Origin of the sequence: Bradyrhizobium sp. USDA 326, from assembly GCF_049739485.1 — a bacterium.
In the GTDB taxonomy this organism is placed as follows: Bacteria; Pseudomonadota; Alphaproteobacteria; order Rhizobiales; family Xanthobacteraceae; genus Bradyrhizobium.
Map to the genome: position 1 here is coordinate 1,602,002 of NZ_JBMGQA010000001.1, position 24,758 is coordinate 1,626,759.

17 protein-coding genes and 4 pseudogenes are annotated in these 24,758 nt (G+C 59.4%); 15 read left to right on the plus strand and 6 right to left on the minus strand.

Going from position 1 to position 24,758, the window contains the following annotated elements:
• The first annotated feature begins 63 nt into the window (after positions 1–63).
• A pseudogene (locus ABIG06_RS07665) lies at positions 64–1,163 on the plus strand (IS110 family transposase).
• A gap of 269 nt (positions 1,164–1,432) precedes the next feature.
• Here ABIG06_RS07665 and ABIG06_RS07670 read toward each other — a convergent pair.
• From ABIG06_RS07670 to ABIG06_RS07690, 5 genes and pseudogenes are all read right to left on the minus strand, one after another.
• A pseudogene (locus ABIG06_RS07670) lies at positions 1,433–1,704 on the minus strand (transposase); the annotation flags it as partial.
• 220 nt (positions 1,705–1,924) lie between these two features.
• Positions 1,925–2,287 (minus strand): hypothetical protein, encoded by a 363-nt coding sequence (locus ABIG06_RS07675; RefSeq protein WP_370137475.1) that lies wholly within the window; start codon positions 2,285–2,287, stop codon positions 1,925–1,927.
• Positions 2,288–2,632: 345 nt separating this feature from the next.
• Positions 2,633–2,962, minus strand: coding sequence for a cold-shock protein (locus ABIG06_RS07680; RefSeq protein WP_370137473.1), 330 nt, complete (start codon positions 2,960–2,962; stop codon positions 2,633–2,635).
• Positions 2,963–3,474: 512 nt separating this feature from the next.
• A complete protein-coding gene (ltrA, locus tag ABIG06_RS07685; RefSeq protein WP_424578167.1) occupies positions 3,475–4,755 on the minus strand; it encodes a group II intron reverse transcriptase/maturase in 1,281 nt (426 codons plus the stop codon).
• A 597-nt stretch (positions 4,756–5,352) separates the two neighbouring features.
• Positions 5,353–5,901: pseudogene (locus ABIG06_RS07690) on the minus strand (transposase); the annotation flags it as partial.
• Positions 5,902–6,043: 142 nt separating this feature from the next.
• On the opposite strand from ABIG06_RS07690, the gene ABIG06_RS07695 reads away from it, so the two are divergent.
• The 4 genes from ABIG06_RS07695 (at position 6,044) to istB (ABIG06_RS07710) (ending at position 10,926) form a co-directional block, all read left to right on the plus strand.
• Positions 6,044–6,904: a tyrosine-type recombinase/integrase gene (locus ABIG06_RS07695; RefSeq protein ID WP_424578168.1), complete on the plus strand. Its 861-nt coding sequence runs from the start codon at positions 6,044–6,046 to the stop codon at positions 6,902–6,904.
• Positions 6,905–6,913: 9 nt separating this feature from the next.
• On the plus strand, positions 6,914–8,107 hold the full coding sequence (locus ABIG06_RS07700) for an IS91 family transposase (RefSeq protein WP_424578169.1): 1,194 nt from the start codon (positions 6,914–6,916) through the stop codon (positions 8,105–8,107).
• A gap of 531 nt (positions 8,108–8,638) precedes the next feature.
• Positions 8,639–10,171 (plus strand): IS21 family transposase, encoded by a 1,533-nt coding sequence (gene istA, locus ABIG06_RS07705; RefSeq protein WP_424578170.1) that lies wholly within the window; start codon positions 8,639–8,641, stop codon positions 10,169–10,171.
• Positions 10,172–10,182: 11 nt separating this feature from the next.
• Positions 10,183–10,926, plus strand: a complete 744-nt coding sequence (gene istB / locus ABIG06_RS07710) for an IS21-like element helper ATPase IstB (protein ID WP_225145676.1) — start codon at positions 10,183–10,185, stop codon at positions 10,924–10,926.
• Between the two features lie 561 nt (positions 10,927–11,487).
• Here the strand turns inward: istB (ABIG06_RS07710) and ABIG06_RS07715 are convergent.
• On the minus strand, positions 11,488–11,700 hold the full coding sequence (locus ABIG06_RS07715; RefSeq protein WP_370137468.1) for a hypothetical protein: 213 nt from the start codon (positions 11,698–11,700) through the stop codon (positions 11,488–11,490).
• Positions 11,701–12,137: 437 nt separating this feature from the next.
• On the opposite strand from ABIG06_RS07715, the gene ABIG06_RS07720 reads away from it, so the two are divergent.
• The 10 genes and pseudogenes from ABIG06_RS07720 (at position 12,138) to ABIG06_RS07765 (ending at position 24,306) form a co-directional block, all read left to right on the plus strand.
• The gene (locus ABIG06_RS07720; RefSeq protein ID WP_370137466.1) at positions 12,138–12,458 is read left to right on the plus strand and encodes a hypothetical protein; all 321 of its coding nucleotides are present in this window, start codon (positions 12,138–12,140) and stop codon (positions 12,456–12,458) included.
• A gap of 300 nt (positions 12,459–12,758) precedes the next feature.
• Positions 12,759–14,162 carry a GGDEF domain-containing protein gene (locus tag ABIG06_RS07725; RefSeq protein WP_424578171.1) on the plus strand — a complete coding sequence of 468 codons (1,404 nt, stop codon included), beginning with the start codon at positions 12,759–12,761 and terminating at the stop codon, positions 14,160–14,162.
• Positions 14,163–14,814: 652 nt separating this feature from the next.
• Positions 14,815–16,431 (plus strand): putative bifunctional diguanylate cyclase/phosphodiesterase, encoded by a 1,617-nt coding sequence (locus ABIG06_RS07730; protein WP_370137461.1) that lies wholly within the window; start codon positions 14,815–14,817, stop codon positions 16,429–16,431.
• Positions 16,432–17,271: 840 nt separating this feature from the next.
• Entirely contained in the window at positions 17,272–17,490 is a 219-nt protein-coding gene (locus ABIG06_RS07735; RefSeq protein ID WP_424578172.1) for a hypothetical protein, read from the plus strand.
• 151 nt (positions 17,491–17,641) lie between these two features.
• The gene (locus ABIG06_RS07740) at positions 17,642–18,847 is read left to right on the plus strand and encodes an HlyD family secretion protein (RefSeq protein WP_424578173.1); all 1,206 of its coding nucleotides are present in this window, start codon (positions 17,642–17,644) and stop codon (positions 18,845–18,847) included.
• Positions 18,847–20,817 carry a glycosyltransferase family 2 protein gene (locus ABIG06_RS07745; protein WP_370137457.1) on the plus strand — a complete coding sequence of 657 codons (1,971 nt, stop codon included), beginning with the start codon at positions 18,847–18,849 and terminating at the stop codon, positions 20,815–20,817. Before ABIG06_RS07740 ends, ABIG06_RS07745 begins: the two co-directional genes overlap by 1 nt.
• A gap of 58 nt (positions 20,818–20,875) precedes the next feature.
• The gene (locus tag ABIG06_RS07750) at positions 20,876–21,913 is read left to right on the plus strand and encodes a cache domain-containing protein (protein ID WP_370137455.1); all 1,038 of its coding nucleotides are present in this window, start codon (positions 20,876–20,878) and stop codon (positions 21,911–21,913) included.
• Between the two features lie 134 nt (positions 21,914–22,047).
• A pseudogene (locus tag ABIG06_RS07755) lies at positions 22,048–22,602 on the plus strand (Mu transposase domain-containing protein); the annotation flags it as partial.
• 8 nt (positions 22,603–22,610) lie between these two features.
• Positions 22,611–23,474 carry an IS21-like element helper ATPase IstB gene (istB, locus tag ABIG06_RS07760; RefSeq protein WP_424578174.1) on the plus strand — a complete coding sequence of 288 codons (864 nt, stop codon included), beginning with the start codon at positions 22,611–22,613 and terminating at the stop codon, positions 23,472–23,474.
• A gap of 547 nt (positions 23,475–24,021) precedes the next feature.
• A complete protein-coding gene (locus tag ABIG06_RS07765; protein WP_109145499.1) occupies positions 24,022–24,306 on the plus strand; it encodes a DUF3892 domain-containing protein in 285 nt (94 codons plus the stop codon).
• The last annotated feature ends 452 nt before the right edge of the window (positions 24,307–24,758 follow it).

Here is a 24,758-nt window from a genome sequence, read left to right on the forward strand (position 1 = left end):
AGAAAGACCATGGACAACGTCATATCGCACGGAACAACGGATAGGATTAAAAGCACCTGTTTCATGGCGATCGAACTGAGCAAGGCTAAATGGCTGGTCGGGATGCTCACGCCATTGTGGACAAAATCTCGCTTCGGAGCATTCCGTGCGGAGCCGTGCAGTCGCTCATCGAAATCATCGACCGGACCCTCGACAAAGTCTTGCGGGCAACAGGGCAGCCGGCGCGGATCGTTTCATGCTATGAAGCCGGCTATGACGGATTTTGGCTCCATCGCGTTCTCGATGCGCACGGCGTTACAAATCATGTGATCGATGCGGGGAGCCTGCTCGTCAGCCGCAAAGCTCGGCGCGCGAAAACCGATCGGCTCGATGCTGAAAACCTCGTCCGAGTCCTTGTGGCTTTCTGGCGTGGCGAGCCGAAGGTATGCAGTGTGGTTCAGCCACCATCAATCGACGAGGAAGACGCGAAACGCCAGCACCGCGAGCGAGAATTCCTGATGAAGGAGCGGGTGCAGCACATTGGACGGATTAAAGGATTATTGGCGACACAAGGCGTTTACGAGTTTCAACCAAGCCGCAGAGACTGGCAAAGCCGCCTTGCGAAGTTGATCACCGGCGACGGTCGACCACTGCCGCCGCGTCTGGCCGCAGAGATCGATCGCCACTGCCGGCGTTTAGCCACGGTCAATGCGATGTTAAAGGAAATCGACGAGGAGCGCGACGCCGCGGTGAAAAAAGCGGCGCCGTTGGCTCCGTGCGCCAGCGGAGCTCAGCGCCTGGCTCAGCTCAAGGGTATCGGCTCGCAAATTGCGACAGTTCTGACGACGGAAGTGTTCTATCGCCGGTTCAAAAATCGGCGCGGCTTGGGCAGTTACCTCGGCCTGACGCCGAGTCCTTTCCAAAGTGGTGGCATGGATCGGGAGCAAGGCATCACCAAAGCCGGCAATCCGAGAGGGAGAACGATTAGCATCGAGCTCGCGTGGCTGTGGCTCAGATATCAGCCCCAGAGCACTCTGGCTCGATGGTTCCATGAGCGGACGAACGGCCTGAAGGGACGGGTTCGGCGCATCATCATCGTTGCTGTGGCCCGCAAACTCATGATTGCCGTGTGGCGATATCTCGAAACGGGTCTCGTGCCCGACAACGCGGAGCTGAAGGCCTAACAAGAAAGAGCGAAGATCGCACTTCGCCATGGCCAAGATGGACGGTGACCGCGAGAACCCGTGGCTCGGCTTCGGCCGGCCGCCGTAATAGATTGGTCCCGTAATCCTGGAAACTCCTCCTCCCTGAATGAGGGATTTTGGCCCGGCCATCGAAGCCGACCGGATATAAGGTTCAGCGAGTTCTTCGCTGCTGTTGGAGTTTCCCATCCTGGCGTACGATCAGCCGACCGGAGGATGTCTTATGTGAGAAAAAACTTGACGGCTCATACCTGATATAAGGGGTTCTCCACCCTGCGCTCGCATAGCACCTCGTCGGACAGGTCATGGGTTTGCTTGAGGATCGCAAGTCCCGCCATCAGCGCGTCGGCAGCGGCGGCCGGCCGGAATCATCGGTGTAGACCTCGCCGAACCGCTCCTCCGGGAACCTCCAATCCACCGTCCGGCCCAGCGCCCTCAGTGGATGTTTCATGTCGATGATCTGATCGAGCCGAGAGCGGAAAAGATCCTGCTCTCCCGTCTCGCTCCGCTCCCGTGGTCGCATCTCATCCCCTCGCCAAAGCCGGTTCTGCGCGAGTGAACCACAAATCAAGTTTGCAAGGAATCCCGCTCCAAAGGCCCGCTTTCCGGCAAATTCAGTCACAGCAAATGCCGTTTCCGGATTCCAAATCAACGGCTTGGGAATTCTTCAGGGACGACTAGCGCGCGATTTCACGTCGGCGAATTGCTCACCTTTGCCGCAGATGACGGGCCCGCTTTACATATTATCTGTCACTTTCGTTGAACGATTTCGACCAGAGCCGCTCCGCGAAATCCAGATGGCACTTCATTACGTCCGAGGGAGTTTTGGAATTGGCAAGATTCTTCAGAAGATTGGCCTGAGCGTGCAGAGAGGAAGCAGCCAGCTTTGACCCGTCCTTCAATGCCGCAGCGAACAGGTCTGTTGTCTCTTCGAGAGATTTTTTCCATTCCGGAGACGCCAATGAATGGCTTGATGCGGCCTTCGCTGATTCTCCAACATCGTGCGTGGTGCCACCCGATTCAGAGGCTGATGCCCGGGCGGCCCGTTCGGGCTCTGGATCTGTCTTCCGTTCGCGTTTCTCGTATTCGGGACTTCTCGCGGGCATTCAACGTCTCCCCGTCTGAACAGGATCGCAGCGCGCCGCGTGGTCTAGATGCGACCAAGAGGCTTCGGAAAGTACCACAACCGGCAACATGGCGAACCTATCTCATTTGGTAGCGCTTGCTCAATCGTAAGCGGATATGCACGGGCGAGCTTGGCCGTCTGCTCGGCATTGACAATGAAGACAATTCCTATCGATTAGCTTAGCGTCGCGCTTCCGAGCGCGAGCGTCGCAAACGTCCATGACTAGGTGTCTGATTCCCGCAAATGAACTCATGCACGATCCATTGCTGCTTTTGCGCTATGGATGTTATGTAACGCGCACGCCTGCAGCACGATGCGCGATATTTCAATCGATCAGCTTGACCTCGACGGCTCTGTACTTCGAGCGCTGTTTATTGAAACGAATACCGAAAGTCACGCGCGTGCCGGACACCAGATCAGCTCCTGCGCAGTCGCGAAGGTCCGATATGTGCACGAACAAATCCTTGCCGTCGCCATAGTCAGGCCGAATGAACCCCCAGCCCTTTTCAACGCTGTACGACACTACTGTTCCGGTGCGCATGTTTGTTCCAAGGTCTTGCGGCTCGATATCGCCGCCTATTACTCCGGAGCTGCGGGTGCACTTTCCGTTCCTAACTCGGCGGCGACGAGCGCGAGCGAAGATGAGCGCCGCCACTTGAACATCCTGACTCACCTCGCCTCACAGCAAACCGGCGGGGCGGACCAGGCGCTAGAAGCGACGAGCCCGCCCCTAACATTACCGCATCTGGAGACTCGGTGATGCTGCCCAGGATCGAGCAAGGGCCGTGCCGAATCGAGAATTGGAGATTCTGCAGGCGCTTCGTGGCGGGGTAGCGGCTCGTCCGCACCCCGTTGCAAACGAGGAGGCACCCGATCCGGACATCATCATGAGGCGCTTACGACCTCGGAAAGGACCATCGGGCAACTGATCACATTGAAACCAGGTGACAGCAGATCAGCTTACTACTACGAGCTCGCTATAGATCCACCAGCCGCGCTCGCCCCGTCTGCGGTAGGGTCGAGGACTGGCGCGCCACACGACAAGTATTTTTGTCGAGTGCGTTTCCAGCCCCCGCCACCTCGCACGGAGCGTGCGGATTTCCCGCACTCCGCGCACCCACTTGCTTCACATCAAGGTTTATGTAGCCGTATCATGCTGGGCAGCTTTCATCGTGGATACTTTACCCGGTAGTTGTTGAACAACCTCAAGGTGTCGTACAGCCATGAGTTACTCCACTGCTCCCAACCGAAGCCCCTTCGTTTCCGTGCCTGCGCAATTTGGCGCCTGACCTTCTTCTCTACCCAATCTTTGATGTATTTGAAGCACTTGCTAGAGTGTCCAACTGCGAAGTAGTTCACCCACCCTCGGATCTTCGGATTGATCAGGTTGATTACCCTCTCAATCGGTTGGGATCGATGGCGTCGAAACACCTCCGAGAGCTCTCGCAATAACGCTGTTCGCTTCTTCAGCTTGGGCGTGTACTGCGGCCGCATCACTCCGCGGAGACTGCGGAGATAGCGGAAGTCGAAACCCAGAAAGCCGAAGCTCTCGCCTCGTTCCAGGTCAACTATGCGGCTCTTTTCATCATTGATTTCAACCTGCAACTTGGCAAACTCCTCTCGGATTCGCTTGGTCACAGCACCAATCAGCCAGCCATGGCGCTTGTGGGCGTGGATCAAGATCACCAGGTCGTGCGCGAATCTTGCGTATTCGACGTTGGTGAACTTGCCGTTGCGTGTGATTTCTCGCGCCCTCTCCAGCATCTTGTCCACCTCGTTGAGGTAAAGATTACTGAGCAGGGGCGAAAGAACACTGCCTTGCGGAACGCCTTTCTTGCCAGAGGTCTTCAGCATGACCCTGAGAAGACGCATGACGTCCGGATCGTTGATCCGCTGAGCCACCTTCTCCAGCATCCGGTCATGCCGGACGTTGTCGAAATAGGCTCGCAAATCAAAATCGAGAACCCGCGTCTTCCGTTGGGCTATTGCATCGGACACCAGCTTGATCGCGTCATGCGCTGTCCGCTTGGGCCGGTATCCAAACGATCCCGGTTGGAAGTCCGCCTCGAACACAGGTTCGAGTATGAGCTTGAGCGCACCTTGAACCACCCGATCACGGATTGCTGGAATCGAAAGGATTCGAACTTTGTTCCCATCCTTCGGGATTTCCTGTTTCCGTGCCGGAAGTGGCTGATAGGTGTGCGTGGTCAGTTCGTTCCGTAGCTGCTCAAGTAGAGCCTCTACGCCTTGCGCTTCGATGGCCTCGAAGGTCACCCCGTCTGTTCCCGGAGCGCCATCGTTTTCTTTGGCCATCTCATATGCCGCGCGCAGCGTCTCCGCCTTGCAGACGTGAACGTATAGACCCCAGAAACGCCAGGATGGTTCAGCCTTCGCCTTGACGCATATTCTCCTCCTCAGGTCTTGCAAATCGATGGACGCCTTTGTCATCTCGTCCTTGCCTTCCTTACGTTAGAGACATCACAAATGGCAGGGTCCCTTCGCTCCACGGGAATTACCCCGCTTCCCAGCTACTGCGAACCCAGCCGCCACCCTCTCGTCTTCGGCCGATTTCCCGGTGTCGCCGGTTATACGGCCTACCTTGCTCCGGCAATTTCTTGTCGGGACGAGGAGGGCTTCTCCAGTTGCTCTGCATGTCCTTGTCATCGTGCTGTCGCTTCTACCCCGCCGAAAGTGAGCAGCCGTGTCGGTCAGATTTCGGCTGCTCCTGCCTTCGCCCTGGGTTGGCGGGCTCGGCTTTCGGGTTTAGTCCTTTCGAGGCCACAACGCGTTCTCTTTCGATACGGCCCGATGACTCGTGATCTCCCTCAAGGAGATTTTGTCGATAGGCTTCAAAGGTTCTGTTTCCGTCTCCTCTGCTATCCGAACTACAGGGCTCTGACTCTTGCCCTGGTAGGACTGACTCCTACTGAACATGCCAGCCTTCGCGGGACGCACCAACCCCGACCTGCTTCGTCGGGCCGAGCGCTACTACTTTGCCACATGGCTTCAAAAAAAGTTGACAACAACCGGCAATTAAAGAGCCGATTGGCGATAGCCCTCATACTGGGGCGCTCGGCGGCTGTCAGCAGATTGGGACCAATCGTAGTCGCACCGATGACGACGCGGATCTGACGCATCGATTTGCGGACGGCCTTCGAGGAAGGCTCGGCTCGCGTCCTCCATTAGATGCCAGCGATCCGCGACCTGCACCGCCTGCGGCAAGGCTTTGGCCGCCGCCTCTCAATATTCTCCACCACGGTCTCGGGCGACGATCGCGATCGTGGGATGAGCACGTCAGGCTTGGGCGGTCGTGGGTTCACGATCCGGCAGTAGGGTGACGATCCGGCGTCGTTCCAGATTGAAGATGATGCTGGCGCATCGGTGATTGCGCCGCCAGGCCCAATCATCAATCCTGATAACCCTGAGCGGGCCAGCCAGGGAACGGCGACGGCGTTGGACCACGCGCAGGAGCGTATCCTTACTTACCGGCAACATCAGCTGTTTTGCGAAGGCTGCCGCCGGACGACCGCCAAGCGCCAGACCAAGGTGATGGACGATAGAGCCCAGCCTCACCGTGCGTCGCGCCGACGGAGCCAGTATCTGCGGATTCCGATCGATGTCGCCCAGGATTGAACGAACCCGCTACGCGGGAGTGGGGGCAAGCCTGGTGAACTGAGGTGTCCTGTCTGAGAGGATGTTGGTCTTCGCACCACCCCTCTCAAGACAGGAGATCCAGATGGCTACGATGAGCCCTCTTCGGCAGCGCATGATGGAGGACATGACGGTCCGCAATCTGTCGCCGTCGACTCAACAATCCTATATCTATGCGATCGCAAAGTTTAGCCGCCATTTCGGCTACGCCCCGGACCGGTTGAGTTTCGAGCAGGTCCGCGCCTACCAACTGCATCTCATCGGTCAAAAGCGTTCGTGGTCCCACATCAATCAGGTGGCCTGCGCGCTGCGGTTCTTCTACGGTGTCACACTCGGGCAGACGGAGGCATTCGAGCGGATCATCGGTGGCCAGAAGCCCGACAAGCTCCCGCTCGTGCTTAGTGCCGAAGAGATCGAGCGCTTCCTGGACGCGGTTACAGGGGTGCGCAATCGCGTCGTGCTGGCGACGGCTTATGCGGCTGGCTTACGGGCTAGTGAAGTCGTCCGCCTGAAGGTGAGCTCGATCGACAGCAAACGAATGTTGATCCACATCGAGAACGGCAAGGGCGGCAGGGATCGTTACGCGATGCTTTCTCCGCGACTGCTGGAGATTCTGCGTACATACTGGATACGAGCCCGACCGGGGCTGTGGCTATTTCCAGGCCAAGACCCAATTGAACATGTCAGCGTCCGCTGCGTCCAGGCGGCCTGCCGCGCCGCCCGCCGCCGCGCTCGGCTTGCCAAGCCGATTACTGTCCATACGCTCCGGCACTCGTTTGCGACCCATCTCCTGGAAAGCGGGATCGACATTCGCATCATTCAAGTTCTGCTCGGACATGCCGACCTGGGATCGACCGCGCGCTACGCTCAGGTTGCGACCAATCTGCTCGCCCGCACGACCAGCCCATTCGATGGACTCTCCGTCAGGGTGATCCCACCCGATTGAGCTGCGCATATGCGCCCGATGCTTGAGGTGGCGGACATCCTCCGCCGCCACGGCGACGCGTTCCGTGCCGCGCAGGGTCCTCGGCTGTCCTCCGATCAGCGCCGTGTGATGGCGGCCATCGAGGCGTGTCGCACAGCGACGCTCGGCGGCCACGTCGAGCGGTGCGACGACTGCGGCCTGGTCCGTGTCACCTATAACAGCTGTCGCGATCGGCACTGTCCAAAGTGCCAAGCGCTCGCGCGCGCCCAATGGCTCGCCGAGCGCCAGGCCGACCTGCTGCCGGTCCCCTATTTCCATGTCGTCTTCACCGTGCCGGCGCCGGTGGCTGCCATCGCGCTGCAGAACAAGGCGGTGGTCTACGACATCCTGCTCAAGGCAGCGGCTGAGACGATCCGTCTCATCAGCGCCGACCCGAAGCATCTCGGTGCCGAGACCGGGATGATCGCCATTCTCCATACGTGGGGCCAGACCCTGACGCATCATCCGCACGCCCATTGCCTCGTGCCAGGCGGCGGGATCGCCCCTGATGGAAGCTGGGTTCATTGTCGCCCCGGCTTCTTCCTTCCCGTTCGCGTCCTGTCACGATTGTATCGTCGGCTATTCCTGGAGCGCCTGCAGGCGGCGTTCGATGGCACCAAGCTCCAGTTCTTCGGCCATCTCGCGCACCTCGTCGAGCCAGCGGCATTCGCCCGCCATCTAAACGCCCTCCGCAAGGTCGAGTGGGTCGTCTACGCCAAGCGTCCCTTCGGCGGACCAGAACAGGTTCTGGCCTATCTCGGGCGCTACACCCATCGCGTTGCGATCGCCAACAGCCGGCTCCTTACCTGTGACCAGGGCCACGTTCGCTTCCGGTGGAAGGATTATCGTGCTGGCAACAAATCCAAAGTGATGACACTCGACACTGAGGAGTTCCTTCGTCGCTTTCTGCTCCACATATTGCCGAAGGGGTTCCGCCGCATCCGTCATTTTGGTTTCCTGGCGAACGCCTGCCGCGCCGCCAAACTCGCGCGCATCCGAGCGGCGCTTGACGCGCCGCAGCCACCTCCGCCTGCCGAAGCTATCAACTATCGTGAGCGCTGCGCCATCCTCCTTGGTCACCGCCTCGACTTGTGCCCCATCTGCGGAGGCCGCATGGTCGAGGTTGGGCCTGTGCCGCGGGCGCCAGCGCAGCGACGCGCAGCACCTCGCTGCGATACATCATGACCGACGACCTCGACTTGTCCGCTCCCACTGCACGCATCGCCATGCCGACGTTCTCCGCCGGAACGATCAAGCACGCTCACAACGCCCGGCGAACGGGCGATAGTCAGCCGCCTGGGCCTCACGCGCCGTTCGACGCTATCGACGGCGACATCCTTTGCTGCCAACATCAGCCACAATCTGCCGCCACACTCGCTCGCGGACCCGACATCAGGTCAATTGCGCCTACCGGCGCCTAGATCGAGCCCCCATAGCTCCCCGCTCACAAGACGCGGCTTCGTTCAATCCAGGTTCAAATAGGTCCCGCGCTGGAGTTGCGGCGAGATCTGCGACGCGGGACCTATTTGAACCCTCCGGTATTCCGAGATGATCTCGCCCACCATTCCGATTTGAAGTCGCCCACCCGTTCCGAGATGATGTCGCCCACCATTCCGGGATGATGTCGCCCGGGTGACGAGACCTCTTCTGGCTCCCATAGGGTCAACCTTTCGGTTTTGCGAAGGGGGACCCTGGATGCCGACGGAGAGGCTTGCGATGCGCCGTGTGCGCGATGTGATCAGGATGAAGGCGGCTGGGCTGCCGAGCCGCGAGATTGCTCGGCGGATGGGCGCGGCGCCCTCGACAGTGCGGCTGACCATCCGGCGGTTCGAGGCCGCAGGCCTGAGCTGGCCGTTGCCCGACGAACTCACGGATGCGGCCCTGGAGGCCCGCCTGTTCGCCAAGACCGGCAACGGTAACCGGCAGGGTCATCGCCGCATCGCCGAGCCCGACTGGGCGGCGGTGCACCGCGAGCTCAAGCGCAAGCATGTGACGCTGTCGATCCTGTGGGAGGAGTACATCGGCGCCGAGCCCGGCGGATACCGGTACTCGCGCTTCTGCGAGCTTTACCGCGCCTGGGAGGGACGCCTGTCGGTGACGATGCGCCAGGCGCACGCGGCCGGCGACAAGCTGTTCGTCGACTACGCGGGCGACGGCGTGCCGGTGGTGGTCGACCGCCTCACCGGCGAGCGGAGGACGGCGCAGATCTTCGTCGCCGTGCTCGGCGCCTCAAGCTTCACCTACGCGCAGGCGACGTGGACGCAGGGGCTCGCCGACTGGATCAGCGCCCATGTTGGCGCCTTCGCGGCGATCGGCGGCGTCCCGGCGCTCTTGGTGCCTGACAACACCAAGGTCGCAGTCATCAAGGCGAGCCTCTACGACCCGCAGATCAATCGCACCTATGCGGAGATGGCCGCGCATTACGGCACGGCCGTCTTGCCGGCGCGGCCGCGCAAGCCGCGCGACAAGGCCAAGGTCGAGCAAGCCGTCCTCATCGTCGAGCGCTGGCTGCTCGGCCGCCTGCGCCATCGTACCTTCTACAGCCTCGCCGAGGTCAACGCGGCGATCGGCGAGTTGCTCACCAGGCTCAACGAGGAGCGGCCGATCCGGCGGCTCGGCGTGACGCGCCGCCGGCTGCTCGAGGAGGTCGACCGGCCGGCGCTCAAGCCGTTGCCGGCGAGCCCCTACATCCTCGCGGAGTGGCGGATCCGCCGCGTCAGCCTCGATTACCACGTCGAGGTGGAGAAGCATTATTACAGCGTTCCGCATCGCTTCGCCCGCGCCGAGGTCGAGGTGCGGTTCACCGCCCGCACCGTCGAGATCTTCCACAAGGGCGAGCGGATTGCCGCGCATCAGCGCATGAGTGGCAATCACAAGCACACCACCGTGCCGGAGCACATGGCCTCCAGCCATCGGCGCTACGCCGGCTGGACTATCGGGCGTATCCGTCAGGACGCCGCCGCGATCGGGCCGGCAACCAGCGCATTGTGCGACCTCATTCTCGACGAGCGCTCGCACCCCGAACAAGGCTTCCGCGCCTGCCTCGGCATCCTCAGGCTCGCCGCCTCCTATGGGCGCGAACGGCTGGACGCGGCGGCTGCGCGGGCGATCGACATCGGCGCGCGCACCTATGGCTCGGTCAAGTCGATCCTCGCCAACAATCTCGATCGGCGTCTCGCTCACCAGCGCTCCGCGGACGATGCGCCGATCCTGCATGCCAACATCCGCGGACCGCGCTACTACAATTAGGAGACCGTCCCTTGCTCACCCATCCGACCCTCGACCGCCTCAACGCCCTCGGCCTCCACGGCATGGCCAAGGCCTTCGCCGACATTGAAGCCGCCGGTGAGGCTGGCAGCCTCGGTCACGCCGAATGGCTTGCTCTGCTGCTCGAACGTGAAGCCTCGCTGCGGCACGACAAACGGCTCGCCACTCGCCTGCGCTACGCCAAGCTGCGCCAGCAGGCATGCGTCGAGGACATCGACTATCGCACCCCGCGCGGTCTCGACCGCCCGCTGTTCGCCAAGCTTGTCGAGGGCCGTTGGATCGACGACCACGTCAATCTCCTGATCTGCGGCCCGGCAGGCGTCGGCAAGAGTTGGCTCGCCTCGGCGCTCGGCCACAAGGCCTGTCGCGACAATCGCTCCGTGCTCTATCAGCGCGTCCCGCGCCTGTTCGACGATCTGGCGCTCGCCCGCGGCGACGGTCGTCACCCACGCCTGTTGCGCAGCCTTGGCCGTGTCGATCTGCTGATCCTCGATGATTGGGGGCTCGAGCCGCTCGATGCCGGCGCCCGTCACGACCTCCTGGAAATCCTCGAAGATCGCTACGGTCATCGCTCCACCATCGTCACCAGCCAGCTCCCCGTGGACCAGTGGCATCTGCTCATTGGAGATCCCACCTATGCCGACGCCGTGCTCGATCGCCTCGTCCACAATGCCCATCGGCTCGACCTCACCGGTGAGAGCCTGCGCCGAACCCGGCAATCCGCCCGAAAGACCTGAGCGCTGTGGACATGCCGCTGCGCTTGGACAACGCAATCGCGTTGCCCACATGCCCACAGCAACCGCAGAAGAAGAAAAAAGGTTGAAGTCGCGATTCCAGATTGACCGCGCGGCTTGACCGATGCCAGAGAACCAGCCGGCCAGAACGCCTCGCTGCTGGGCGAGATCAAATCGGAAAGGTGGGCGACATCGTCTCGGAATCCACGGGCGACTTCATATCGGTACGCCTGGGCGACTTCGTCGGAATCCGCACAGTATCCCTTGCGAAGCGCTCAGCGAATATATAGCACCGCACAGGACGGCGTGGCAGCGGAAGCGGCGGGCGATCACCAGGAGCTCTACGATCCGCCCCAAGAGCGGCAGATCGGTCACGCGTCGTCGATACCGCCTATCGACACGTCGTGAATCCGTTCTCTACGACGGACATACGCCAACGCTTCTGGATGCTCGGACCGTAATGACAACTTTGTCACCCTCATAGCACGCACTCTCTTCAACGAACCCACGCGGCACCAGACTGGAGCGGTGGAGTGCTTGCTGCATGGCGCTGATTTTCCCCAATCAAAGCGCAAGACATCCTCCAAACTGCATCAAAAGTGAGAAGAACGCGTGCTCGAGCCCGCCCGCACCAACATGCACGATGATGAAATTGCTGATCGTGCCATATTGACGATCTAGCAACATCGGTCGCCAAATTGCCCCGACAACGTGCTGCCCATCACGGCCCAGCGCATTCTCTTGCACGCCCGGCCTGTACGCGATGGCGGCATTCATCCGACCTGCTAAGCACACAGAAATTTCGCTGGCGTATCGAACAGCAGGCAAGCGGGCCTTTTAATCGATCGCATCCCTTCGGACGCGCACCCGTTCTCCAACACGCCGTACGCGATGGAGGCTCGAAAACTACGCAATCACGAGCTCGACCATCTCCATCTCAGAATCACAGCTTCACGAGGAGGAGCATTCGCATGGGTAGTCGAGCACGTAGCGAAGCTGGACTGGGGTGATTGTCACCACGTCCGCCGCCGACGGCTACAAAAAGCGGCCGCGATCCAGCCGCTTGGTATAAAGTGACCTGCCCAGTCCTGGCAGGCTCCAAATGTCGGCCGCCTACAAGATCTGGCAGGGGCTTAGCTTAGTCAGTTAATGTATATAGCGGAACCTCTGTCCCGCATTTTGCCGCGGGGACACGGGCAGGACGGAGGTCGCAGATGGTATACAAGAAACTCATCAATCAAAGCGGGGTGACACTTACGGTGTTGCTCATCACGCTCGTCGGCTCCGAGCCGAACCAGTCCGGACCGACCGTCACAGCGGCGCTACCAGTGGGTGACAAGCAGACGATTGAGTATGGTAATGCGCAGAATCCCTTCCTCAATGGCCTCGTGATTTCCTCCTCCTCCGGCGCGTTTTCGACCGGGTCGCAGATCGTGACGACTCGGGGCAGCAGCTGGGATACTGTACTGAACACGCACGATACCCTTACCGTCAGCGGAGCGGGTGGGCTGAACCTAGTGGGCTCGAACACATAACCCGCCACGGCACCGACGATCCCGCAGTGGCGAACTTGGCCGCTCTTGGATGGCAAGCCAATCCTGGCGGCGTCGCAGCCCCGTCCGGATGAGTGCAGCCGATGGACGGAAACGTAAATCTTGTGACTTCCGCGCCCGTTCAGCGGGATCACCCGTGCCGGGTGTTGGATGAGCTACGGCGGAGACGAGCCATGATGCCTTCACTTTGCTTGTCTAGCACGACTCCAAGATGCTTGAAGAAGGGCCCCACGAGTTCATGAAAGGACCGCGTGCGATCATCATGGAATGACGGTATAGCATATGAGTACCAATCTTATGTTGCAGGAGCCGCCCAGCGCGCTTCGGCTGATCACACAGGCGTATACGAGCCTTCTCATTATCGGCTTCGCGCTGCTCCCCACTCAGTTCATCGCTTACCTCTATTTCCAGCAAGATCCCGCGCTGAAGTTTGAAGACCACCTATTCCACGAATTCGCCATCGCCGTCGCTACCCTCGAGGGGCTGTTCGTCACATATGTGACGTGGCGGTGCTATCGGTCTTCAGGCGAGCCTCTGTTGCGGTGGTTGACGCTTGGTTTTCTGGCCTTCGTGCTGATCTATACGCTGCACGGCGCCTTCACCGGGATGGCACATCGCAACATTTGGCTGTTTCTGCTCTATGGGCCAGCGTCGCGTCTGGCGATGTCGATTTTGCTCTTCGTCGGGCTACTCAGCTACAACCGGCCGTCAGACGGACTTGAGAAGCGCTCGGACACGCGCGCATGGCTGACGTGGATTGGCCTGTTCCTTACGATGGACCTAGCTGTCGCACTGGTCGCCTATTCGCCCTATGCTGGGCACCCGGTGGTCCGCCTGTCCATGGAGGGCGGCGCATTGCTCTTCAGTGCGCTGAACGTCGCGGTCTTGCTCATGCGACGGATTCACTCGCCGCTCATGGTTGTTTTCGGCGTTTCTGTCGCATGGTTTGCGCTATCGTCGCTCGCATTCATTTTGGCCGCGCCGTGGAATCATATGTGGTGGCTGGCTCACGCAATCTTTGCTGGCGGATTTTTTTTGCTCAGCTATGGCGTCGTCCAGGCTTTCCGAACAACGCAATCGTTCGCCACCATCTATAGCCAGGAAGAAATGACCGCCCGCCTGGCCAAATCGATGGCCGACACTCAAAAGGCACTTCAGCAAGTGAAATTGAGCAATCGTCGGCTGGAGCGGCTCGCCGCCACTGATCCACTAACCGGTGCCGGGAACCGGCGCCACTTTATTGAGCATATCGGCGCGGAGATCGCACGAGCCAAGAGGACCGGAGCTCCGTTGTCTCTGCTGTCCCTCGATCTAGACCATTTCAAGGATATAAACGACTCACGTGGTCACAGCGTCGGCGATGAGGTCCTGCGCGTATTCGTGCGAAAGTGTCTGGAGGCAATCCGGCCTTACGACTCTGTCGCGCGCGTGGGCGGTGAAGAATTCATGGTACTGCTACCGGGGGCGACGCTCGACGCGGCTGGCGCGGTCGCCGAGCGCCTTCGATCGGCCATCGAACGCACTGCATTCGACGTCGGAGCCGGACCGTCGGTCGGCGTCACCATCAGCGTTGGAGTGTCGGAGTTCAGGCGTGATGGAGACACGCTCGACGGGTTCTTGAACGTCGCCGACCAGCGACTCTATCGCGCAAAATTTGAAGGCCGCAACCGTGTGGTTGTCGCCTAGGATATCGTTCATCGTTCACTCCGTCTCCGGTGCTCTTGACCGGGACGCCCGTTCTCGCTGTTCTTCGAGCCAAAGCCCGCCTCTATTAACAACTATTCGGTCATGGTCCATCCATTGCAATTTGCAGGCAGGTTCGCACCGCAATAGGCTGCGGCCACTAGCTGCCGGGAGCTGTTATGTCGTTGCTTGCTACGACGGCGTCGCGTGACAGCCGTCGTTCCATCGAGCGCTCAACTGGCGGTCGCCTCACCTCGCCAAGGCGGCCGCCCCTTGGCGCGCGCCGCGAGCCAATCCGCTCGCCAGGCACTTGGCAGAAGGTCCGGATCAGGAGGTACAACTAGTAGGAGCTTGGTCGCGCTGATTGCTATCGCACGTAAACTAGCGCCCTCCCTTGGCGCTCGCGCTCCAGAGTGTTCAAAGTCTTGAAGCGGCATATTCAGGATATAGCTCGTTGCTTCGGTGCGCGAACTTGCCGGTCGCTCGAACACAACGTTTGCGGGAGGCCGCTATCGCGCCCCGATGGCTCGTTGCTGCTTGCGAAGCCGTTACTGAAGTTCGGCAATCGGCACAACATCTGGTTCTCAACAATCATGCTGCGGCTAAGAACCTCACTGGGCCACCCCGCGCTGCGGAGTGTTTGAATGAGATGAGAATGTCAACTCCACGATTGCGCGTATTGCACTTCGATTGGCGCAGTCCTGCCACGAGGGACGTCATTGCTCTATTCGGTGGCGTCGTTCTCACTTCAGTTTTAGCGTATCTCTATGGGCTTGGCCCTCGTTTAGCGCAGCTGGGACAGCGCTATGTGGAGTCGGTACTCGACGACATTATCTTCATCGTGTTCGTTGCATTCTTGCTTAGCATTGGGCTCACGATCTTTAGTGTTCGGCGCTACCGAGAACTCGCCCGCGGAACTGAAGCACGAACCATCACAGAAGGAGAAGCCCGCGATTTGGCGCGACACGATCCATTGACTGGCTTGCCAAACCGCCGCCTGTTTGATGACAAACTTGATCTGTGCGTTGGCCTCGCCACCGACACGCATCAAGTCGCAGTTCTGATGCTCGGCCTCGACGGCTTAAAGCGAATCAAGGATACGCACGGCCATGCAGCGGTGGACAAGGCACTCTGCGAACTTGCCACAAGGCTTGCCGACATCTTGTGCAAGGACGGCCTCCTGGCGAGGATCGGAGGCGACGAATTCGGGATCGTCCTGCCCAACATTAGCTCCCTCAAGGATCCCGCCAATCTGGCGCGCCGTATCGTGGCGTCTGCCGCCGACAGTTTCGCGATTGAGGCTGGCGCAGCCGAGCTTAGTCTTGGAATTGGCATCGCCATCGCTCCGCTTGATGGCGTCGCTCCCCACGAATTGGTTAGGCGCGCAGAACGCGCACTTTATCGCGCTCAAGGCGACGGCAGGTCGCGTGTTCGCTTTTTTGAACCTGACATGGACGTGCATGTCGAGCGGCGCATCAATATTGAGCGTGAGCTTCGGAGCGCTATCGCAACGGATATTATCGAGCCCCATTACCAGCCGGTGGTTTCACTTGTAAGTAATCGCATAGTCGGGTTCGAGGCGTTGGCGCGTTGGGAGAGCAAGACATCGGGCCATATCCCGCCTGACGTGTTTATTCCGATTGCAGAAGAAACAGGCCTCATCAACGCTCTTGGAGATCAGCTGTTTCGCCGCGCGTGTCTTGATGCCACTGCGTGGCCAAAGACGTTTTCGCTTGCCTTCAACATTTCGCCTGTTCAGTTGCGGGATTCCGCGCTTGGAGAGCGCATTATATCGATCCTAGAGCAAACCGGCTTTAGTCCGCGCCGCCTGGAGATTGAAATTACAGAGAGCGCGTTCGTGGAAAGAAACGGGGCTGCGAAGACCGTGATTGACGAACTTCGTCAAGCCGGCGTCCGCATTGCGCTCGATGATTTCGGGACAGGTTATGCTACGCTTAGCCAGCTGCTTTCGTTTCGTCTTGACAAGATCAAGATCGATCGCAGCTTCGTGTCTCATCTCGACCACAGCACTGACAGCCGGGTGATCGTTCGTGCTATACTCGGCCTTGCTGAAGGGTTTGGTTTGACGACCACGGCCGAGGGAGTCGAAGACGAACGCCAGCTCGTCTTTCTGGTGTCTAATGGTTGCACAGAAGGACAAGGCTACCTGTTCAGTGGTCCCGTTCCAGCCGCCGGTATCCCCGCGCTGCTCGATCGCGAAGCCAGCCGCGGACCGGTCACTGAAGCTGGAGCAAGAAACCCACATGCGTGAGCCGACGCGCTGAGTTCAAGCGTGCTGGGGAGGCGCTTGATTAGAATAAAGCGTTTAGAGTTGCCGCGATACATTCGACGCATCACCCTGCATTATTGCTCAGGGCGGGCGCATTCACTTGGACGGGGCGCAGACTCTTAAGAGATCACCTTGGCTCGATTACGCGATTGCGGGCGGCGGCCTGTCGTGCATCACCGTTTTTGACCGACTCCAGCGTCAACGCACAGGGGCCCGCGAACGGCCCTATGCGCTCAGGGTGCGCGAGCGGCCAAGCGCCTGATCTTCGACTACTCCTCTTCGCTCTGGCGGCTTGCAGATACACGATGAGCTGAATTAACGGCGATCAGATACCCGAAGTCTGGATTATCATCTCGAAGAGCCGTTATCCAAATCCCCTAATGCCCCTCGGACTGAAGCGCCGGAGCCGTCTCCTAACGGCTCCTGATTACTCCAGGGAGCGCCGGACGCACACGATCCGAATCACACTTCCACGGACATCCGCTGCCTCCCGTCAGGTGGGACCCCTCCTGATCAGGCCGTTTATGATCAGCCAAACCTCCCAGGCCGCATTACTCAGCACCAAACGATCCCCCAAAGGATTCCAAAACGAGACTCAGTCCGATTTGCGACCTTACGTTAGAACATGACCTTGACTGTCCGATTTCTGACATGCTGTCGGTTTGGTACACTTCCTTGAAAAATTATCCCTTACTGATCAAGCTGTCGCGATTGGCACAGGATTTGAATAGCGAGGTCCATCTACCGCAGCCGCCACGAAGCGGCGGCTACACTAACGCTTCTTCGGCTGTGGCCTTTTGACGCAATTACACGAGCTGCCACATGGAGTCGGTCTCAATAGCACGTCAGAAAAACTGCCCTCAATGTGGCTCTGCATTGGTCCACCTCGAGTGGCATGAACGAATCGGTGCGCGGAGGGTCCAAGATCTCTGGCGCTGCTCGAACTGCAGGAATGAATTCATGACCGTTTGCACTTCTGACGATACGGATCCTCCTGCCGCTGAGATCACGAAGCTCTTCTTTACCAGCCTGTTAGTCTGATCATGACGCCTGAGCCGCTAACACTTGCATCCGAGCGGACTTGGCAATCCAAAGCAGGGCGGAGGGTCGCTTAGGCGAAAACGATTGGACCGTAGCTGCTCAGTAATACGCTGCGCGACCTTCCCGTCATAAATGCAGTTGGAATGTCCTTATGAGGCTCGTACGTGCAATCGTCGGCTTGGCCCTGTTGGCAATGGGATTGTACGTTATTATCGGTGAGCACTTCGCTGGAACATCGGCGGATGCTACACTCAATGCGCGGCTCTACATCGTTCGCGCCCCGATCGAAGGAAAGGTAACGCTTGCCGTAAAGAGCATCGGCGCGCGCATTAATCCCGGCGAGTTCATAGCAGAAATCAACGACCAACGCTTCGATACCGCGAGGCTTCTTGAGCTTGATCGCGATCGCACGAACCAGCAGATCGAGCTCAACCGTCTTGTTGGCCAGCGAGAGGCCTTGTCCGCATCCAGGTCTCGCTTCGACGTTCAATCAACTGATTACCAGCGCGGAAGGGTTCGGCAGATTGAGGCTCGAATTGCCGAAACGAAAGCAGCTCAAGACGCTGCGGCCACACGTCTTCGTCAAGCGGACGCAGAATTCAAGCGAGCAAACGAACTGAGCACGCGTGGTGTACAGACGGCGGCGAATTTGGATCGCGCTCGCGCAACTTACGACGTCGCGCAGCAAGAACTGGAGAGTGCGCAGCAGCGAGTGAAATATTTAGAGACGGAACTTGCGTCCGCTCGCGAGGGCGTCTTCATCGGGGAGTCCTATAACGACGCTCCCTCCTCGGCCCAACGTATCCGAGAGCTCGAGCAGCGGTTGGCCGAGCTAAATGTCGACCAGCAGCAGGTGAAAGCACGTATTGTACAGCTCGACCGGCAAGTCGATGCCGAGCGTCTTCGTGTCAATAATTTGAGCTTCGCTACCCTTAATGCCAGCGTCGTTGGTTTGGTCTGGGACATACTAATAGACGATGGCCAATACGCGCGGCGCGGCCAGGATCTCGTCAAGATCGTAGACTGCAGTACCCTGATCGTCACCGCGGGCGTCAGCGAATCTCTCTACGACGGTCTCTCGGTGGGAACCGCCGCGCAATTTCGGTTGTTTCGAGATGATCGTATTTTCAATGCAACCATAACCCGCCTTGGCGGATCCGGTGCGGCCTCGCTCTACACCAATCTTGCTGTGGGTCCAAGTGCGCAACATCTCCAGCGCTTTGATGTCACAGTGACAGTTCCAGACCTTGCAGGAGAGGCAGATCTCGGCTGCGCGATTGGACGTACTGGACGCGTCATCTTCACAGCTGGCCCAATCGCACAATTCCGTCGCTTTATAACGCGGTACGGACTCTGATGATTCTGCTGTCGCCACTCGTTGCTGCCTTCGCAGGCGCCGCCTTCATAATTGGGCTCTGCCTTACCGTCTTTCCGTTTCTCAATCCGATGAAGTGGTATTGGCGCGCTCTTCTCCTGGGGACGGCTGCCGTACTGTCTTGGCGTTATATGGCTTGGCGCTTCACCGAAACGCTGGCGCCCCTCGACTGGACTGCGGACGCGCTGTTCAGTTGGGGATTCGCCATCCTCGAAGCTCTGACGATGCTTTCCTCTACCATCGCGTTTTTCATACTGTCGCGGGTGAAAGAGCGGTCGGCAGAAGCAGACCGGTACTCCGAATGGTGGCTGCCTGGAGAAGCGCCGCGTGTGGACGTTTTTATCACGACTTACAACGAGCCGTCGGAAGTGCTCGAGCGCACGATCATTGGCGCGGCGCAAATCCGCTATCCACGGCTTCGGATTTTTATCCTCGACGACGGCGCCAGGAATTGGGTGCGGCAACTTTGCGAGCTGCACGAAATCGGATATCTCGCACGCTCGGATAAGGAGCACGCTAAAGCGGGGAACATTAACCATGCACTTCGCGCGTGCGCCCGCGATCCAGCCCCCCCGGTCTTTGTCGCTGTACTTGACGCAGATTTCGTTCCCCATGCGGACTTCATCGAGCGGACGCTAGCGTTGTTTCACGAGCCAAGCGTCGGACTAGTGCAAACCCCGCAGCACTTCTTCAATCCTGATCCGATCCAACATAACCTTGGAATAAGCACCGCATATCCGGATGAACAACGTCATTTCTTTGACAACGTCGAGCCAGCGCGGGACGCTTGGGGGATTGCCATCTGCTGTGGGACATCATCCGTAATGCGGGTACAGGCCGTCGAGCAGATTGGCTGGATTCCAACACAAAGCGTAACCGAGGACTTTCTACTCACCCTCAAGCTTGCGGAAAACGGCTGGCAAACTGTGTACCTTAACGAGCCATTGACTGAAGGTTTGGCTCCCGAAGGACTGAAAGAGTATATTACTCAGCGTGGACGGTGGTGCCTCGGCTTGATGCAAATTGTCCGCAACTCATACAGCCCCTTTGGCATGCGCAGCCTTGGTCTGATGCATAGAATCGGGATCCTCGATTCATTGCTCTACTGGCTCAGCACTTTTCCCTTCAGGCTTGCCAGCTTGGTTTGCCCCCTGTTGTACTGGTGGTTCGGTATCACCATCGTGAACGCGTCGCTGGTGGAAATTATCAGTTATTATGTACCCTATTACCTAATGGTTCTGGTGTCCCTGAACTGGCTTTCAAAAGGGTTGTTTGTCCCGCTTCTCAACGATACGGCTCAACTGATCGCGGCCTGGCCCATCAGCCGGGCAGCTGCTCTCGGGCTTCTGACCAGCGGATCGCATAAATTCTCGGTCACGGCCAAAGGCGGCGACCGCACCAAGGTCGTTGTTCAATGGGCGTTGATGCGACCGTTTCTACTCCTACTCGCACTGACGATCGGCGGCCTGATCGTGCCGTTAAACTCCGATTTTGTCTTCGATACGTCCGCAACAGCGGGCGACGGCACGGCTATCGTGATGTTCTGGACAGTTTACAACATTCTGGTGCTGTTCGTGGCAGTCGTGGTGTGCATTGAACGACCTCGATACGATCGACCTCAGCGCCAGATTCCAGAACCCATCACGTTGGTGATCCAAGGTGAGAAGCACCGCGGATGGCTTCTCAATCTGGGCCGAGGGGGCGCTCGAATCAGCGGTCCATCCGGACTTTCTGCCGGAGCAGCAGGGAAGCTCGACCTGCCTGGGATAGGCGGAGTAGACGCGCATGTTGTTGCGAATACTCGTGATGGCTATCGAATCAAGTTCTCTCCAACTCCCGAGCAAAGGGCGAAAATTATCAAGAAGCTTCACACTGAATCGGCCATGCCAGGGGCCTATCGAGGGAACATCTTGCAAATGATCCGCGAGTTGGCGCGAGCTCTAACGAGTTAAGGAGCACGAGATGCCGAGAAGACCGAGCCTACTCTCCTTGGTGTTCTGTGGAGGCGCCTTGCTCATATTGGTGCCGGCCGTGGTGACCGCGACGATCTACACGACCTTGCTACAGCAAGGGGGAGAGCAGCTGCAGTTCGACGCGTTAAGAATTCGCGGCGAAATGAGTTCCGCGCTGTTGGCCCGCCGGCTCTACGGAGTTTGGATGGATGTAGCTCGGTCCGCTGAGCTCATTGACCTAACTGATCTAAAGAATGCGCGAGAACACATCGACTTCTTGAGCCGTCTTGATCGACGCTACACTTGGCTCGGCGTCGCGGATCTCGAAGGGACCATTCTCGCGGCTAAAGACGGCATGCTCGAAGGAGCAAGCGTTGCACAGCGACCTTGGTTTAGGCGGGGCCTTGTCTCGCCGACGGCTATCGATGTGCATGCCGCTCAACTACTGGCCACCCAGTTGCCTCCACCTCGTGAGCCCTATCGCTTTATCGACCTGGCAGCGCCGTTGCGCCACGCCGGCTCCGTTGCCGGGGTCATCGGCGCTCACCTCGACTGGAAATGGGTCGCAGAAGGCATGGACTCGTTACAAGTACCCGGCATTGATGTGCTGCTGCTTTCGGGAGATCGAACCGTCCTGTTTGGTCCGCCGGATCTTATCAACAAGCCGCTCAGCATCGGCTCCGCGCTTGCGGCTAGTCGCGTCACGACTGCGTCTCTGCGCGAACGTTGGCCTGACGGCCGGGACTACTTCACGGTGATCGTTCCGACGGTCGGCTTCGCGAACCTTCCAAGCTTCGGTTGGTCTCTTCTGGTTCGGCAGAGTGCCGACGGGGCGCTTGCGTCCACCCGTAATCTAATCCGATCATTCTGGAGTAGTTTTGGTGCTTGTGCCATTGCTACACTAGCACTACTCTTTTGTGCGGCGCAGTGGCTGAGGACGCCCCTTCGCCGGCTCTCGAATACAGCGGAGGCCCTCTTGCACGATCCATCCGCGCGCCCGCCATATTCGGAAACACGCTTTAATGAAGCGGCGAGGCTCAGTGACGCGCTAGCTCGTATCCAGTCGAAGCTGATGGGGCACTCTGGTCGCAACTGAATCCAAGCACCGGCTGGAGACGACAGCTGAACGATGATCAGAATGGCCTTCACGACGGAGGCCTGACGCACCGGGCATGAATTTGCGTGAGGTGTGAAATGGACTCGCGGAGCGGGACCACGTGAACCGGTTTGTTCCATGCGGTGACGGCATCGGTCTCCAAGACCTGTCTGGTGCGCTTCGACAACAACAAATACTCAGTCGCAGCCAGCGCGGTCGGGCGCCCGGTCGAGGTCCAGGCCTATGCCGACCGCATCGTGATCCGCCAGGATGGGCGCATCGTCGCAGAACATCCACGATCCTTCGGACGTGGCGAGACGACCTACGATCCCTGGCACTATGTGCCGGTGCTTGCTCGCAAACCCGGCGCCTTGCGCAATGGCGCTCCCTTCAAGGACTGGGTGTTGCCGGCAGCGATCGAATGGATCTGGCGCAGGCTCGCCAGCACCGACGATGGCAATCGGCAGATGGTCGACATCCTCAACGCGGTGCCGACCGACGGTCTGCCGGCGGTGGAAGCCGCCTGTGCCGAAGCGCTCCGCCACGGCGTCCATTCCGCCGATGTCGTGATCAACATCCTGGCCCGGCAACGCGAACCCGCGCCACCGGCAAACATCATGACGCCGGCGGCGCTAACGCTTCGCCATGCGCCGATCGCCGACTGTTCCCGTTACGACAACCTTAGGAGGACCAGCTGATGGAACGAACTCAAATCTTCGACCTCATGGGCGAGCTCAAGCTCTACGGCATGAAGGCCGCCTTCGACGAGATCATGGCGACCGCGATCAAACGCCAGCACGAACCCCAGCGCATCGTCGGCGACCTGCTCAACGCCGAAATCGACGAGAAGCAGGCCCGGTCGATCAAATACCAGCTCACCATTTCCAAGCTGCCGCTTGCCAAGGATATCGCCGACTTCCGGTTCGACGGAATGCCGATTAACCAGACGCTCGTCAATGATCTCGCTGGCGGCCGCTTCATCGCTCAGCAGCGCAACGTCGTCCTGGTCGGCGGTACTGGAACCGGCAAGACCCATCTTGCCATAGCCATCGCAAGAAGCTGCATCCGCGGCGGCGCCCGCGGCCGCTTCTACAATGTGGTCGACCTCGTCAACCGCCTCGAGGCCGAGACCCGCAGCGGACGTCAGGGCCGGCTTGCCGAGCATCTGACCCGGATGGACTTCATCGTCCTGGACGAACTCGGCTATCTGCCTTTTGCCCGGTCCGGTGGCCAGCTTCTGTTCCACCTCGTCAGCCGGCTCTATGAGCGCGCCTCCGTGATCGTCACGACTAACCTTGCATTCGGCGAGTGGCCCAGTGTGTTCGGCGACGCCAAGATGACCACCGCGCTGCTCGACCGATTGACCCACCACTGTGACATCGTCGAGACCGGCAACGACAGTTGGCGATTCAAAAGCCGAGACGACGATCACATCACCCGCGCTCGGCTCGCCTCCGCTATCCCGGCCAGCTCCGACGAGCCGAGCGCTACCAGCAGAATGCGCCGATCAAAGGGGGGCCTTTTGGATGCCGATCGGAGGTCCCAGTCCAACGCCGATTGACAGGTTGACACCGTGCCCGCGATTAAAGAACGGACGACTAGCCCCGAGAAAGTCGGGCGCACTCACCCCTCCCCCTCTAGAAGCACGCGTATACGTGCAGCGAGATCTTCCCCGCCTCCTTCGGCCCGGGGGTGAGCTTCACGCTATCGAGTATGCCTAACACTGCCTGAGCCTTCTCTGCATCAGATGTCGCGACTTGGCGATCTGCCAGGCTCAAAGACTGATCGGCGGCCCGGGCCTGATTGGCTGCAAGCACCTCAAGCGCTTGCGACCGTAGGTCTGTGATGTGCGGCTCGAGTGTGTGCATCCTTCGGCCCAGGGGTTGGAAGTTAGCGGCCACGTGATTCGGCGCTCGACGAGAGAAGAAGCGCTGTCCCTACCACGCGCCGCTAACTCCACTGCCAGCCTCAGCGACGGAATAAGGCTGACGGTAGGATACTTCCATCAGCAAAAGCCCTGGCACAACTACCTGAATTGGTCGGCAGCATGGTCCGCCACTGAACGCTAAGCTGGTTGCTCTTTTTGCATGCGGAAGAAGAGGACCCCCGTGGCCAGGCTCGCACGCGTTCGTTGCATCAGTAAGACCGACAGGACGAATCCACACGAGAGAATCAGCAGCATCGGCGGGGTATATTCGAACGGAAGTCAGTGGAAGCAATCTGTCGTTCAGACGATCAGAGACATCGAAAGCGGCGCGTGGGAATTCTATGTGCAGGAAGACGGGCTCACGGCTGGTTTGATCGTGGCCAAACACGAAGGGCACAAGTACATCAAGACAACAGCGGACGGAATTCAGCCGAACAATCTCCTCTCGCTCCCTGAGTGTCCGTGATGGTTATCGACCCCAGATCGCGCTCACCGGCCTGCACGTCTAGAAGCCAGCCACTCTGCCAGGGCTACATCCGGATCGCTCGATGCGGTCTCCCCGGTAGGCAGACCGGAAGCTCGGTCAAGATACCAGTCAATCGCCTTGCGATCCCAACGCTGAGTGCCGGGATAGCCCCCGGCACCAAGCCCTTCTTAACCCATGTGTCGAACGCGTCCTCGGAGCAGCCGCAGTAGGCGGCTGCGTTGACCTTTGTGAGGCCCCGAGGCGCGATCTGATCGGCGCGTAGTATCCGCTCCGAACGTCTCAGCTCTGGGGGCGAAGGTTTGTCACGCTGATGATCATCGTCCATTTGGACCTATGGTAGAAGTTAGCGGCAACGTGACTCGGCGCCCCGAGCGTTGGAGTTAGAGCGCTGTCCCTACCACGCCCCGCCAACTTCAACATGGCCAGCCTCA